The organism is Aureimonas pseudogalii (genome assembly GCF_014196835.1).
Classification (GTDB): domain Bacteria; phylum Pseudomonadota; class Alphaproteobacteria; order Rhizobiales; family Rhizobiaceae; genus Aureimonas; species Aureimonas pseudogalii.
Genome location: NZ_JACIEK010000001.1, coordinates 667,065 through 681,025, shown reverse-complemented (window position 1 = coordinate 681,025; position 13,961 = coordinate 667,065). Strand labels below are relative to the sequence as shown.

Below are 13,961 nucleotides of genomic sequence, written 5' to 3'. Positions count from 1 at the left end.
CATCACATCTAAGGCGCGCGGCGGCGCTCGGAGACGGGCGTCGCATGAAACGGAGATCGGGCAGGCTGCGAGCCGCCCCGGTGTCCGTCGATATCCATGAACGGCGGCCCCTTGCGGCGTGCCACACGAGTTTGAGAAGGGGCGACGTTTGGAACCGACGACTTCGGAGGCGGTGCAGCAAACCGCGTTGACCGGACTGGCCGCGGCGGATGTCGTGCCGACCTGGGTCTGGCTTGCGACGATCGGGGCCATCGGCGCCCTGTTCGTGTTCGACTTCGTCACCCACGTTCGTAAGCCGCACGAGCCGACCTTCCGCGAATCGGCGCTGTGGTCGACCTTCTACATCGCGCTGGCGCTCGTCTTCGGCGGCGGCGTCTACTATTTCTGGGATGCCGAGCACGGCGTCGAGTATTTCGCCGGCTTCATCACCGAGAAGTCGCTGTCGGTCGACAACCTCTTCGTCTTCGTCATCATCATGAAGAGCTTCCAGGTGCCGGCGGCCTACCAGCAGAAGGCGCTGCTCATCGGCATCGTCATCGCGCTGGTGATGCGCGGCATCTTCATCGCGCTCGGCGCGGCGGCGATCGAGGAGTTCTCCTGGGTCTTCTACATCTTCGGCCTGTTCCTGCTCTACACGGCGTGGAAGCTGGCGGCGGAAAGCTTCTCGCACGGCGCCAAGTCGACCGACGAGGCCTACGAGCCGAACGCGCTGGTGAAGTACTTCCAGCGGCACCTGCCGACGACCCCGGACTTCCGCGGCAACGCGCTGACGGTGGTGGAGAACGGCAAGCGCTTCTTCACGCCGATGTTCATCGTGATCCTGGCGCTCGGCATGACCGATCTCCTGTTCGCGCTGGACTCGATCCCCGCGATCTACGGCCTCACCGACGCGCCCTACATCGTCTTCACCGCCAACGCCTTCGCGCTGCTCGGCCTCCTGCAGCTCTACTTCCTGCTCGGCGGCCTTCTCGACCGGCTGGTCTATCTCGGCCTCGGCCTGTCGCTCATCCTCGCCTTCATCGGCGTGAAGCTGATCATCCACGCGATGGAGGCGAACGAGCTCTCCTTCGTCAACGGCGGACAGCCGATCGAGGGCCTGCCGCACATCACCACCGGCTTCTCGCTCTCGGTGATACTCGGCATCCTCGTGGTCACCACGGTGGCGAGCCTCCTGAAGAGCCGATCGGACGACCGCAAGGCGCGCTGATCTCGCCCTTCGCGACGACGAATGGAATAGCCGGCGCGAGCCGGCTTTTCTGCGTTTCGGCCGGGCGTCAGAACCGCTGCGGCTGCGACCAGGCGTGGCGGCCGGCGGCATCGCTCACGACCACGCGGGCCCAGTCGCCGGCGAAGCGTGCCAGCGGCAGGCGCGCCTCGGTCAGGCCATCGCCGAAGACGTTTTCGGAGCGCGAACCGCGCCCGACCAGCGCGACGTTGCGCGCCGGCGAGCAGCGCACCGTCACCGCGTCTCCTTCGATCGCGACGTCGTGGAGCGTCGGGCCCATCGTCGAGTAGGAGAGGCCGGCCTTCAGCGCGGCGAGGATCGCCTCCGGCTCGTTCGTCTCCGCCTTCACCATCGTCCAGCCGCCGAAGCCGTCGGGGATGCGGAAATGCGCGTCGTCGGCGGCGTAGGCGGTGAGCGGGTGGCCCTCGTTCCACAGAGCGTCGAGAAGCTGGAACCCGTCGGGGCGGGCGCATTCGAGATCGCAGCCCGTGTTGTAGATCTCCACGGCATGGGCGATGCCGGCGAGCGCGCGGCCGTCCTCGATCGTCAGCGAGGACCATTGCGGATGGGCGATCGCGACGAAGGCGCCGGCCTCGCGGGCCCGTCGCGCCAGCGCCACGCCGTCCTCGCCCGGCCGGTTGGGCGCGAAGTCCAGCGGCAGGCCGCAGGCGAGGATGTGCCAGACCTCGCCCTGCGAATTGGCGGGCGCGTGCAGTTCGGCCCCGAAGATCGTGGTGAAGCCCTCGCTCCGGAACGCCCGCGTGTCGGCGACCGGGAATCCGAAGCGCTCCGTGAAATGGTCGGACAAGCAGAGCACCTCGTAGCCTCGGTCCGCATAGGCGGCGCAGACCGCCTCGGGCGCGAGGGCGCCATCGGAGAGCGTCGAATGGGTGTGCAGATTGGCGCGCCGGAATTGGCCGGGGGCGCGAAAGGCGTCGAAGCTCATGGAGGTCCTTGTCTGAGATAGGGGATGCCCTGCCGCTCGCGGGCGCCGGGAACGGCAGGGATCGCGCGCCGTGCAAGGCAGTGGAATGCCGATTCTTTTCGCTTGCCTGACTTTCGATAACCCGTTCACATACCGCCTGCGTGACGGCCCTGTTGATCGATCGTTCAACCGACACCCAACTGTCATGCGGCGGTGCTAGGGCCAGGCCGGCGAGCGGCTGGCTCGCGAAACGAAGTCGAGCGCCGTTCGGTCGGCGGCAAACGGGAGTCTCTCGCATGATCGGAACGTTGAAGCGCGGTGTCTCCGCTACGGCGCTCGCCGCCTTCGCCCTCGGATCGCTCGCCGTTCCCGGTGCGTCCGCGCAGACGATGGACGAACTCGTCGCCGCCGCCAAGAAGGAAGGCCAGCTCACCACGATCGCGCTGCCGCACGACTGGTGCAACTACGGCGGCATTCTCGAAGGCTTCAAGGCCAAGTACGGCCTGACCGTGAACGAGCTGAACCCCGATGCGGGCTCCGGCGACGAGATCCAGGCGATCAAGGCCAACCAGGGCAATTCCGGCCCGCAGGCGCCCGACGTGATCGACGTCGGCCTCTCGTTCGGCCCGGCCGCCAAGACCGACAAGCTGATCCAGCCCTACAAGGTCGCGACCTGGGCCGAGATCCCCGACGACGCCAAGGACGCCGAGGGTTACTGGTACGGCGACTATTACGGCGTGCTCACCTTCGAGGTGAACAAGGACATCGTCGAGACCGTGCCGCAGGATTGGGCCGATCTCCTGAAGTCCGACTACGCCAACTCGGTGGCGCTGGCGGGCGATCCGCGCTCGTCCTCGCAGGCGATCCAGGCGATCTATTCGGCCGGCCTCTCCCAGAAGCCGAACGGCACGGCTTCCGAGATCACCGATGCGGGCCTCGCCTTCTTCAAGGAGCTGAACGCCAAGGGCAACTTCGTTCCCGTGATCGGCAAGCCGGCCTCGCTGGCCCAGGGCACCACGCCGATCATGATCCGCTGGGACTACAACGCGCTCTCCAGCCGCGACACGCTGAACGGCAACCCGGCCGTCGAGGTCGTGGTGCCCAAGACCGGCGTCATCGCCGGTGTCTACGTGCAGGCGATCAGCGCCTACGCGCCGCATCCGAACGCCGCCAAGCTCTGGATGGAGTATCTCTATTCCGACGAGGGCCAGATCGGCTACCTCAAGGGCTACTGCCACCCGATCCGCTTCAACGCGATGGCCAAGGCCGGCAAGATCCCGCAGGACCTCCTCGACAAGCTGCCCCCGGCGGCGAGCTACGAGGCCGCCAAGTTCCCGACCCTCGAGGACCAGAACACCTCGAAGGCCGAAGTCGCCGCCAAGTGGGACAGCGTCGTCGGCGCCAACGTCCAGTAAGTATGGTTCGTCGAGACGGGGGAGGGCGCGTCGCTCGCCTTCGCTCGAGAGCATTTCCAGTGAAAGCCGATTCGGCTTTCACGTCCGGACAATGCGGCAAACGAAGACCTGGTGTCGATCCGGTGAACTCATGGTCGCCGGATCGACACCAGCTTGGCTCGGCAGCGCGAGACGGAGGCGACGTGACGTCCATCACCGGGTCCATCGGCGACGGCATTCGGGCGGGGCAGGCCGGCCCGGTGGCGGATCGGCGGGCGAAGCCATCCTTCGCCTGGCTCGGCGTCGCGCCGTTCTTCCTCTTCGCGCTGCTCTTTCTCGTCGGCCCGACGCTCTATCTCGTGGCCGGCGCCTTCCAGGATCCGGCCGGCAACGCGACGCTCGCCAATCTCGCGGCGCTCGCCCAGCCCCAGATCGTCGCGGCCTACTGGATCTCCATCCGCATCAGCCTCGCCTCCGCCGCGCTCGGCGCGGTGATCGGCTTCTTCCTCGCCTACGCCATCGTCCACGGCAATCTGCCGAGCTGGATCCGGCCCTCGATCGTGACCTTCTCGGGCGTCGCCTCCAACTTCGCCGGCATCCCGCTCGCCTTCGCCTTCATCGCCACGCTCGGGCGGCTCGGGCTGGTGACGCTGTTCCTCAACGAGACCTTCGGGATCAACCTCTACCGGCTCGGCTTCAACCTCCTGTCGTTCTGGGGGCTGACGATCACCTATCTCTACTTCCAGATCCCGCTGATGGTGCTGATCATCGCGCCGGCGCTCGACGGGCTGAAGCGCGAATGGCGCGAGGCCTCCAGCATCCTCGGCGCCTCGAACTGGCAGTACTGGCGCATGGTGGCGCTGCCGGTCCTCTTCCCGAGCCTTCTCGGCTGTTTCCTCCTGCTCTTCGCCAACGCCTTCGGCGCCATCGCCACGGCCTATGCGCTGACAGGCTCCTCGCTCAACATCGTCCCGATCCTCCTCTACGCGCAGATCCGGGGCGACGTGCTCTACAATCCCAATCTCGGCTACGCGCTGGCCTTCGGCATGATCCTCATCACCGGCTGCTCCAACATCCTCTACATCTGGCTGCGCTCGCGCGCCGAGCGGTGGCTGCGATGAGCGCCGTGTCGGCCGGCGCGACCCCCAGTCCTGCGGCTGCGAAGGCGCCGCGCCTTCTCCTGTCGCGCATCGCCCCCTGGGCGATGGTGATCGTGGCGGTGCTCTATTTTCTGCTGCCGCTGGTCGCGACCTTCCAGTTCTCGCTCTCGATGATCCGGGGCACCTGGAGCTTCCAGGCCTACCGCGTGATCTTCGCCGATGCCGCCTTCCAGGCGACCTTCACCTTCTCGCTGGTCTGCGCGCTCGCCACCATCGTGCTCGGCGCGGCTCTCGTGGTGCCCACCGCCTACTGGGTGAGGCTACGCCTGCCGAAGCTGCGGCCGGTGGTGGAGTTCGTGACGCTCCTGCCGCTGGTGATCCCGCCCATCGTGCTCGTGTTCGGCTATCTCCGGCTCTACAATTCCTCGTCCTGGTTGCCCTTCACCGGCTCGGTGGCGGGCACCAACCTCATCCTCGTTTTCGGCTACACGGTGCTGGCGCTGCCCTACATGTACCGCGCGGTCGACACCGGCATGCAGGCGATCGACATCCGCACGCTGACGGAAGCCGCCGAGAGCCTCGGCGCCAAGCGCGGCGCCATCCTCTGGCAGGTGATCCTGCCGAACGTGCGGCCCGCCGTGATGTCCGGCGCCTTCCTCACCTTCGCGATCGTGATCGGCGAGTTCGTACTGGCCAGCCTCCTCAACCGGCCGGCCTTCGGGCCCTACCTGCAAAACATCGGCGCCAACCGCGCCTACGAGCCCGCCGCGCTCGCGATGATCTCCTTCGCCATCACCTGGGGCTGCATGGTGCTGCTGCAACTCGTCGGCGGACGGGCGCCGGGTCGGCGCCGCGAGGCCTCCGTCCGACGCTCCCTCTTCTCCTTCGCAAGGCGGGCCCCGCGATGAGCTTTCTCGAGATCACGGGCGTTCGCAAGGCGTTCGGCCCGACCACCGTGGTGCAGGGGTTCGACCTCTCGGTGGAGCGCGGCGAGTTCGTCTCCTTCCTCGGGCCGTCGGGCTGCGGCAAGACCACGATGCTGCGCATCGTCGCAGGCTTCGAGTCTCCGAGCGCCGGCACGGTGCGGATCGGCGGCGAGGACGTCACGGATCTCGCGCCCAACGCGCGGCGCATCGGCATGGTGTTCCAGGCCTACGCGCTGTTTCCCAACATGAACGTCGCCGACAACGTCGCCTTCGGCTTGAAGATCGCCGGCATGGCGCGAGCCGAACGCGAGGCCCGCGTCGACGAGATGCTGCGCCTCGTCGGCCTGCCGCACGTGCGCGACCGTTATCCCTACCAGCTCTCGGGCGGCCAGCAGCAGCGCGTGGCGCTGGCGCGCGCGATCGCGCCGAAACCCCGCGTGCTGCTGCTCGACGAGCCGCTCTCGGCGCTCGACGCCAAGATCCGCGTGTCGCTGCGCGAGGAGATCCGCGAGTTGCAGCGGGCGCTCGGCATCACCACGATCTTCGTGACGCACGACCAGGAGGAGGCGCTCTCGATGTCCGACCGCATCGTCGTGATGTCGGACGGGCGCATGGAGCAGGTCGGCACGCCCTTCGAGATCTACAACCGGCCGCGCTCGCGCTTCGTGGCCTCCTTCGTCGGTACGCTCAGCCTTCTCGAAGGCCGCACCGTGATCGGCGAGCGCGTGGTGGTGGCGGGGCAGGAGATCGAGGCGGAGACGCCGGGCCACGGCGTCGGCGAGGCCGTGACGCTGGCGCTGCGGCCCGAAGCCGTGTCGCTCGTGACCTCGCGCGAACGCTCCAACCGCCTCACCGGCGAGATCGCCGACGTCGCGTTTCTAGGCTCGGTGGTGCGCATCCGCGCCCGCTTCGGCGAGAACGAGATCCTGATCGACACGTTCAACGATCCCGCGACGCCCCCGCCCGAGCGCGGCGCCGCCGTCACCGTGCATTTCTCGCCCGCCGACATCCAGTGCCTCGACGCCGCCACCGGCGCCAGCCATCGCCCATTGGCGCGCGCCGCCGTCGCATCGGCCGAGCCGGTCGCGGTCTGAGGCGGCCCGCGGCCGGACGGACATGCCGGGGCGGGATCGGGGCGCCCCTCCCGTCATGGCCGTCGAGGGGGCCTTCGCGAGGCGTCCGCCCCTTGTTTCGGCGGCGGCGGAACCGACATCTGCGCTTCGACCCCGTCGCCGACCGATGCCGGAGCCACGCCTATCTTGCCTTTGTCCTCCACCGATCGGCCGCTTGAAGCCGGCCCCATCCTATATGCCCGGGGCGCGGACGCCCATGCCGCCCGGATCGGCGTCGTCGTGGTCACGCGGAGCGGCGATCCGGCGCCGCTCATCGGCGCGGGCGACGACATGCCGGCCGCGATGACGCATCGTGCGGCGTTGTTCGGCCATGACGTCTGGGGCGCCGAACTGGTGCTGCCGGCGAGCGAGCGCGCCGTCTACGGCGTCAACGGGCGCGAGTACGCGCTGCGCACCGATCTTACCGGCGACCTCGCCGTGGCCTTCGTCTCCTGCAACGGGCAGGAGGAGGGCGACGAGGACCGCACGCACGAGGACCGGGACGTGATGTGGCGGCGCCTCGCGGCCGAGCATCGCGAGCGCCCCTTCGCGCTGCTGCTGCAGGGCGGCGACCAGCTCTATGCCGACGAGGCCGTGAAGGCCCATCCCGACGCCGCGCGCTGGCAGGGACTGCCGCTGGAGGAGCGCCCCTCCGTCGCCTGGACCGCCGAGATGGAAGAGGCCGTGCGCGGCTACTTCTTCCGCCGCTACCTGCAGGCCTTCCGCCAGCCGGCGATGCGTGAGCTTTCCGCAGGCGTCCCGACCCTGATGATCTGGGACGATCACGACATCTTCGACGGTTGGGGCAGCCATCCGCCGGCGCTGCAGGAGAGCCCGGTGGCACGCGGGCTCTTCGCCGCGGCGCGCGAGATGTTCGTGCTGTTCCAACTCGGCGGATCGCCGGACGCGCTGCCCGAGACCTGCCCGGACCGCACGGGCGCGAGCTTCACGCAAGGGGCGGGCTTTCCCGGCTTTTCGGTCCTCCTGCCCGATCTTCGCTCCGAGCGCACGCCCACCCGCGTGATGGGCGATACCGGCTGGGCCGCCTTCGAGGCGATGCTGGGCGCTGTGCCTGCGGGCGACCGGCAGATCGTCGTGTCCTCGGTCCCGGCGCTCGGACCGCGCCTCAGCCTGATCGAGTCGCTCCTCGACTTCTATCCCGGACAGCAGCAATACGAGGACGATCTGCGCGACCAGTGGCAGAGCCGGGCTCACCGCGCCGAGTGGGTCCGCTTCCTTTCGGCGCTGGAGCGCGAGGCCATCGAGACGGGGGCCGTGACGGTGGTGTCGGGCGAGATCCATCTCGCCACCCGCGCCGAGATGCGGCTGCGCGACGGCTCGGTGCTGCACCAGCTCGTCGCCTCCGGCATCACCCATCCCAAGCCCCCGCGCGCCATGGCGGTGGGGCTGGGCCTCCTGTCCCGGCTCGGTCATGCGCCGCTGCGCGGCCGCCCCGTGCGGCTGAAGGCGCTGCCGGGACAGAAGGCGACCTACACGGCGGAGCGCAACTTTCTCGTGCTGGAGCGATCCGGCACGAGTTGGACCGCACGCTGGAACCTCGAAGAGAGCGGCACGACCGCGCCGCTCCCGCTCTGACCACTCACGGCATGACCGGCCAGAAGAAGGCGATGAGCGGCACGCCGACGACGAGCACGATGACCGAGAGCGGCAGGCCGAGGCGCCAGTAGTCGCCGAAGCGGTAGCCGCCCGGCGCCATCACGATCGTGTTGCACTGGTGGCCGATCGGGGTGAGGAAGTCGCAGGCCGATCCCAGCGCCACCGCCATCAGGAACGGGTCGGGGCTGAGGCCGAGGCGCTGCGCGAGGCCGGCGGCGATCGGCCCGAGCATCAGCACCGTCGCGGCGTTGTTGAGGAAGGGCGTCACCGCCATCGCCAAGAGCGTCACCATGAAGAGCGAGAGCGTCGGCGAGAGATTGTGCAGGAGGGCCGAGAGCCAGCCGGCGATGAGGTCGGTGCCGCCCGTCGTCTGGATCGCCTCCGACAGCGGGATGAGGGCCGCCAGCAGCACGATCACCGAGGCCTCCACCGTCTGATAGGCCTCATGCATGCTCATGACGCGCAGCAGCAGCAGGATCACCGCCGCTGCGAAAAAGGCCGCCACCGCGCTGACGACGCCGAAGGCGGTGAGCAGCATGGCGCAGGCGAGCACGCCGAGCGGGATGAACGAACGCCGATTGCGCCCGAGCACGATGGAGCGCTCGGCCAGCGGCAGGATGCGCAACGCCGCGAGCGCCGGCGGCACGGTCTCGCTCGTGCCCTTCAGCACGAGCACGTCGCCTTCGCGCAGGCGCACCGAGGAGAGGCGCTGCTCGATCTGCGTGTCGGCGCGGCTGACCGCAAGGATCGAGACGCCGTGCGCCGTCTCCAGCGCCAGCTTGCCGATGCGCGAGCCGATCGCCGGCGACTGCGGCGTCACCACGCCCTCCACGACGCTCTCGCTCTCGATGTCGGTGCGCCGCGCGGCGGCGTCGCCCGTGAGGCGCAGGCCCGCCCGCGCCACCGCCCGCTCGATGCCGTCCGGCTCGCCGCCGAGAAGCAGCAGGTCGTTGGCCTTCACCACCATGGCGGGGCTCGGCTCCAGCCGGCGGAAGCGCTCGCGAATGATCGTGCGCACGAGGATGTCGTTGTCGGCGGCGGCCTCGAGATCGGCCACGGTGCGCCCGGCGATGGCCGAGCCCTCGGGGATCTCGGCTTCCGCCGTGTAGGCGTCCATGGCGAAGGCGTCGGCCATCGAGCCGCCGGGCCGGCGCTCCGGGATCAGCCGCGAGGCGAAGGCGAGGAACAGGAAGCCCGCGGCCACGACGCCCAGGCCCACCGGCGCGTAGTCGAACATGCGGAACGGCTCGCCGGTCACGTCCTGCCGGATCTTCGAGACGATGATGTTGGGCGAGGTGCCGACGAGCGTGACGAGGCCGCCGATCAGCGATCCGAAGGCCATCGGCATCAGAAGCTTGGAGACCGACGTGCCGTTCTTGCGCGCCACCTGGCCGGCCACCGGCATGAACATGGCGAGCGCGCCGACGTTCTTGGTGAACATCGCGAGCACCGTGACGGCGGCGACGAGGATCGTCACCTGCCGCTGCACCGTCTTCATATGCGGCATCAGCGGGCGCATGATGTCTTCCACCACGCCCGAGCGCGCGATGGCTGCGCTGACGAGGAGCGCGGCCACGACGATCACCACGACGTCGTCGGCAAAGCCCGTGAAGGCCGACTTGATCGGCACGATGCCCGTCGCGACGCCCGCGAGGAGGCCGAGCAGCGCGATGAGGTCGTAGGGCAGCCGGCCCCAGACGAAGCCGGCGACGGTGAAGCCGACCAGGGCGAAGGCGAGGGCTTGGTCGAGGGTCATGGGCGGGCTCGTCTTGCGTAGAAAAGGCTTGCGGGCAGCCATCGCCGCGTCGAACGAAACGCTGCCATCGGCGTTGTCATCCGTCGCGTGGTGTCCCGCCCGCATCGTCCGGGGAAAAGTGATGACGAAGAATGGCGCCGGAAGCGCTTCCGGCAATATGGGCGCGGCGACACCGGACGCGGGATTGGGACGAACCGCCATCCTGGCGGGGCTCCTCTTGATGGTGGCGATCGCGGCGTTCGGCTGGACCCTCTGGCAATCGACGCAGCGCGAGACCGTCACCGCGGCCAATACCAGCGTCATCGCGGAGTCCGAGCGGCTGCTGTCGATCATGGCGAGCCTCGAATCCTCGACGCGCGGCTATGTGCTCGTCGGCACGCCCGAGTTCCTCGACCCGTTCCGCCATTCGCAGGCGGGGCTCGACGCCCAGTTCGCCCGCATGTCGGACCCTTGGAAGGGAGCGGGTGCCGATCCCGACCGTCTGGTCCGGCTGCGCTCGCTGGTGGCGCAGGAGAGCGCGTTCGAGAGCGAGGTGGTACGGCTTCGCGAGACCGTGGGCTTCGAGCCGGCAGCGGCGCTCGTGCGCACCGGCCAGGGCAAGGCCATCATGGATCGCATCCGGGCGGAGATCGCCACAGCCCAGCGCAACGCGGTCGACCGGGTGTCGGTGGGCGCCGCCGCCGCCGCAAGAAACGAGGTGATCTCCAACATCGCGTTTCTCGCCGCCATCCTTTCGGCCGCCGCGCTCGCGGTGCTGGCGTTCCGCCGCCACCTCGAAGGGCGGCGGGCCTCCGACCTCCTGTCGTCCGTGCTCGACAACTCGCCCGTGGCGATCGGTTTCGCCGACCGCGACGGGCGCATTCGGCGCCTGAACTCCTCCTTCGCGGCGGCCGGCACGGCGCTCGGTCGCCCCGTCGCCATCGGTGATCGTCTGCTCGATCTCTTCCCGCGCGAGGCGGAGCGCCTGCAGGGCATGTTCGCCGAGACGCTGAACGGGGGCGCCGAGCACGACAATGTCGAACTGCGCGTCGGCGAGGACGGCGACGAGGCGATCTATCTGGCGAGCCTCTATCCGCTGCGCACCGAGGGGCGGATCACCGCAGAGACGGTCGGCGTCGGCGTCGTTCTCGTCAATGCCACCCAGCGCATCCTCGCCGAAGAGCAGCTGGTCAATTCCGAAAGCCGGTTCCGCTCCCTGATCGAGGCGACCTCCGCCATCGTCTGGTCGGTTCCCTCGTCCAGCCGCTTCAGCGGCGAGCAGCCGGGCTGGTCGAGTTTCACCGGCCAGAGCGAGGCCGAATATTCCGACTTCGGCTGGGTCGATGCCGTGCATCCCGACGACCGGGAGAAGTCGGCGATCGCCTGGCGTGCGGCGACCGAGGCGCGGACGCCCTACACGATCGAGCACCGCCTGCGCCGGGCCGACGGCGAGTGGCGCGACATGCAGGCGCGTGCGGCGCCCATCTTCGAGGAGACCGGCGAGATCCGCGAGTGGATCGGCACCCACACCGACATCACCGAGCAGAAGCGCACCGCGGCGGCCCTCGGCGAGACCAACCTGCAGTTCCGCGCCATTGCCGACAACATTCCGCAATTCGCCTGGATCGCGGAAACGAGCGGCGCGATCGGCTGGTACAATCAGCGCTGGTTCGACTACACCGGCAAGAGCTTCGCCGAAATGAAGGGTCTTGGCTGGCAGACGGTGCACCATCCCGATCATATCGAGCGCGTGATGCTGGGGCTGAACCGCAGCTTCTCGGCGGGCGAGCCCTGGGAGGACACGTTCCCGCTGCGCAGCGCCGACGGCAGCTACCGCTGGTTCCTCAGTCAGGCCGTGCCGATCCGCGACGAGACCGGGGCGATCGTGCGCTGGTTCGGCACCAACACCGACGTCACCACGCAGCGCGCCGCCGAACAGGAACTCGCAGCCGCCAAGGAGGCGGCCGAGAACGCCAACCGCGCCAAGTCGCAGTTCATCGCCAACATGAGCCACGAGCTGCGCACGCCGCTTTCGGCCGTGATCGGCTATGCCGAGATGCTGGAGGAGGAGGTCGAGGATCTCGGCGAGAAGCACCTGCTCGGCGATCTCAAGAAGATCGAGCAGAACGCGCGCCATCTCCTCAGCCTGATCAACGACGTCCTCGACCTCTCGAAGATCGAGGCCGAGCGCATGGACGTCTATGCCGAGACCTTCGATCTCGGCACGGTCATGGAGGAGGTCGCCTCGACGGTAGGGTCGCTCGTGGCCAAGAAGGACAATCGTCTCGTGGTCGAGCATGCGGGCGATCTCGGCAGCGTCCACACCGATCAGGTGAAGCTGCGCCAGTGCCTGATCAACCTCCTCTCCAACGCCTCGAAGTTCACCGAGAACGGGACGATCCGGCTGACGGCCAAGCGGGTGACGGACGACGGGCGCGACTGGATCACCTTCGAGGTGGCCGACACCGGCATCGGCATGACCGGCGAACAGGTGGGCCGGCTCTTCGAGCGCTTCGCGCAGGCCGACAGTTCCACGACCCGCAAGTTCGGCGGCACCGGCCTCGGCCTCGCCATCACCCGTGCCTTCTGTCGGTTGCTCGGCGGCGACATTGGCGTGCGCAGCGAGGAAGGCGAGGGCACCACCTTCACCATCCGCATTCCCGCCGCGATCACCGACGCCCCGCCCGCGGAGGACGAGACCGAAGCGAACCAGCCCGTGGCGCCGGCCGAGCGCGAGGCCTCGTCCGGTCTGGTGCTCGCCATCGACGACGACCCGCACGCCCGCGAACTGGTGGTGCGCTTCCTGACGAAGGAGGGCTTCGCGGTGCGCACGGCCGCCGATGGACTGAGCGGCCTGCAGATGGCGCGGATGCTGCACCCCGACGTGATCCTCCTCGACGTCACCATGCCGAAGATGGACGGCTGGACGGTGCTGACCGAGTTGAAGGCCGACCCCGAACTGGCGTCGATCCCGGTGGTGATGATCACCATCCTCGACGAACATTCGCTCGGCTATGCGCTGGGCGCGTCCGACTATCTCATCAAGCCGGTGGAATGGAGCCGGTTGAAGTCGGTGATGACCCGCTACCGCACACCGGGTAACTCGCTCGTGCTCGCGGTGGACGACGACGCCGACGCGCTGCAGCGCACCGCCACGATGCTGGAGCGCGAGACCCTCAACGTGGTGACGGCGGCAAACGGGCAGGAGGCGCTGGAGCGCGTCGCTCTGGAGCGGCCGGGGCTGATCCTGCTCGATCTCGTGATGCCCGTGATGGACGGCTTCGGCTTCCTCCACGCGCTGCGCTCGCGCGAGGACTGGCGCGACATTCCGGTGATCGTGCTGACCTCGAAGGATCTCACCACCGAGGAGTTCAACCAGCTTCAGGGACAGACCGAGCGAATTCTGACCAAGGGGGATATCGACCTGCGGGACCTTGCGGCCCAGATACGCGTTATGGTGCAGACACCAGACGAACAACAAGCGGACCGGCACGAGCGGCAGGTCGAACCGGAGACCATGCCATGACCCGCATCCTGCTCGTCGAGGACCACGAAGAGATCTGGGACTTCCTGTCGCGCCGCCTGCAGCGCCGGGGCTATGAGGTGATTCTCGCCCATGATGGCCAGGACGGCGTCGAGAAGACGCGCGTCGCCAGCCCCGACATCGTGCTCCTCGACATGAACCTGCCGATCCTCGACGGCTGGACGGCGGCCAAGACGATCCGTGCCGACACCTCGATCCCGCGCGTGCCCATCATCGCGTTGACCGCGCATGCCATGTCGGGCGACCGCGAGAAGACGCTTGCCGCCGGCTGCGACGACTACCACGCCAAGCCCGTCGACTTCTCCAAGCTGCTCGGCCAGATCGAGGCGCTACTTCCGGCCAAGACCGAGCAGGCGGCGCAATAGGCGTGAGCGCGACGGCAG

The 13,961-nt window shown here is 68.6% G+C and carries 10 protein-coding genes; 8 read left to right on the top strand and 2 right to left on the bottom strand.

Going from position 1 to position 13,961, the window contains the following annotated elements; all coding sequences use genetic code 11:
• Positions 1-148: 148 nt before the first annotated feature.
• On the top strand, positions 149-1,207 hold the full coding sequence (locus GGR04_RS03010) for a TerC family protein (RefSeq protein ID WP_246392651.1): 1,059 nt from the start codon (positions 149-151) through the stop codon (positions 1,205-1,207).
• A gap of 67 nt (positions 1,208-1,274) precedes the next feature.
• Here GGR04_RS03010 and GGR04_RS03005 read toward each other — a convergent pair whose 3' ends face one another.
• The gene (locus GGR04_RS03005; RefSeq protein ID WP_183197693.1) at positions 1,275-2,171 is read right to left on the bottom strand and encodes a PHP domain-containing protein; all 897 of its coding nucleotides are present in this window, start codon (positions 2,169-2,171) and stop codon (positions 1,275-1,277) included.
• 368 nt (positions 2,172-2,539) lie between these two features.
• Between GGR04_RS03005 and GGR04_RS03000 the strand changes: the two genes are divergently transcribed.
• The 5 genes from GGR04_RS03000 to GGR04_RS02980 all read left to right on the top strand — a co-directional run bounded on the left by GGR04_RS03000 (position 2,540) and on the right by GGR04_RS02980 (position 8,278).
• Complete coding sequence (locus GGR04_RS03000; RefSeq protein WP_376769823.1) at positions 2,540-3,565, top strand: ABC transporter substrate-binding protein; 1,026 nt, start codon at positions 2,540-2,542, stop codon at positions 3,563-3,565.
• A 215-nt stretch (positions 3,566-3,780) separates the two neighbouring features.
• Positions 3,781-4,665 (top strand): ABC transporter permease, encoded by an 885-nt coding sequence (locus GGR04_RS02995; RefSeq protein WP_183198999.1) that lies wholly within the window; start codon positions 3,781-3,783, stop codon positions 4,663-4,665.
• Between the two features lie 83 nt (positions 4,666-4,748).
• The gene (locus GGR04_RS02990; protein WP_183198998.1) at positions 4,749-5,552 is read left to right on the top strand and encodes an ABC transporter permease; all 804 of its coding nucleotides are present in this window, start codon (positions 4,749-4,751) and stop codon (positions 5,550-5,552) included.
• On the top strand, positions 5,549-6,664 hold the full coding sequence (locus GGR04_RS02985; RefSeq protein WP_183197689.1) for an ABC transporter ATP-binding protein: 1,116 nt from the start codon (positions 5,549-5,551) through the stop codon (positions 6,662-6,664). Before GGR04_RS02990 ends, GGR04_RS02985 begins: the two co-directional genes overlap by 4 nt.
• Before the next feature lie 165 nt (positions 6,665-6,829).
• Positions 6,830-8,278, top strand: a complete 1,449-nt coding sequence (locus GGR04_RS02980) for an alkaline phosphatase D family protein (RefSeq protein ID WP_183197686.1) — start codon at positions 6,830-6,832, stop codon at positions 8,276-8,278.
• Positions 8,279-8,282: 4 nt separating this feature from the next.
• Here the strand turns inward: GGR04_RS02980 and GGR04_RS02975 are convergent, their stop codons facing one another.
• The gene (locus tag GGR04_RS02975) at positions 8,283-10,055 is read right to left on the bottom strand and encodes an SLC13 family permease (protein ID WP_183197684.1); all 1,773 of its coding nucleotides are present in this window, start codon (positions 10,053-10,055) and stop codon (positions 8,283-8,285) included.
• A 121-nt stretch (positions 10,056-10,176) separates the two neighbouring features.
• Here GGR04_RS02975 and GGR04_RS02970 point away from each other — a divergent pair, with 121 nt between their 5' ends.
• On the top strand, positions 10,177-13,560 hold the full coding sequence (locus GGR04_RS02970; protein ID WP_183197682.1) for a response regulator: 3,384 nt from the start codon (positions 10,177-10,179) through the stop codon (positions 13,558-13,560).
• On the top strand, positions 13,557-13,943 hold the full coding sequence (locus GGR04_RS02965) for a response regulator (protein ID WP_183197680.1): 387 nt from the start codon (positions 13,557-13,559) through the stop codon (positions 13,941-13,943). Before GGR04_RS02970 ends, GGR04_RS02965 begins: the two co-directional genes overlap by 4 nt.
• The last annotated feature ends 18 nt before the right edge of the window (positions 13,944-13,961 follow it).

Excerpts from the sequence above, each read along its gene's own strand:
- GGR04_RS02970 (WP_183197682.1), top strand. The coding sequence starts at position 10,177 with ATGACGAAGAATGGCGCCGGAAGCGCTTCCGGCAATATGGGCGCGGCG.
- GGR04_RS03005 (WP_183197693.1), bottom strand. The coding sequence starts at position 2,171 with ATGAGCTTCGACGCCTTTCGCGCCCCCGGCCAATTCCGGCGCGCCAAT.
- GGR04_RS02975 (WP_183197684.1), bottom strand. The coding sequence starts at position 10,055 with ATGACCCTCGACCAAGCCCTCGCCTTCGCCCTGGTCGGCTTCACCGTC.
- GGR04_RS02990 (WP_183198998.1), top strand. The coding sequence starts at position 4,749 with ATGGTGATCGTGGCGGTGCTCTATTTTCTGCTGCCGCTGGTCGCGACC.
- GGR04_RS03000 (WP_376769823.1), top strand. The coding sequence starts at position 2,540 with ATGGACGAACTCGTCGCCGCCGCCAAGAAGGAAGGCCAGCTCACCACG.
- GGR04_RS02965 (WP_183197680.1), top strand. The coding sequence starts at position 13,557 with ATGACCCGCATCCTGCTCGTCGAGGACCACGAAGAGATCTGGGACTTC.
- GGR04_RS02985 (WP_183197689.1), top strand. The coding sequence starts at position 5,549 with ATGAGCTTTCTCGAGATCACGGGCGTTCGCAAGGCGTTCGGCCCGACC.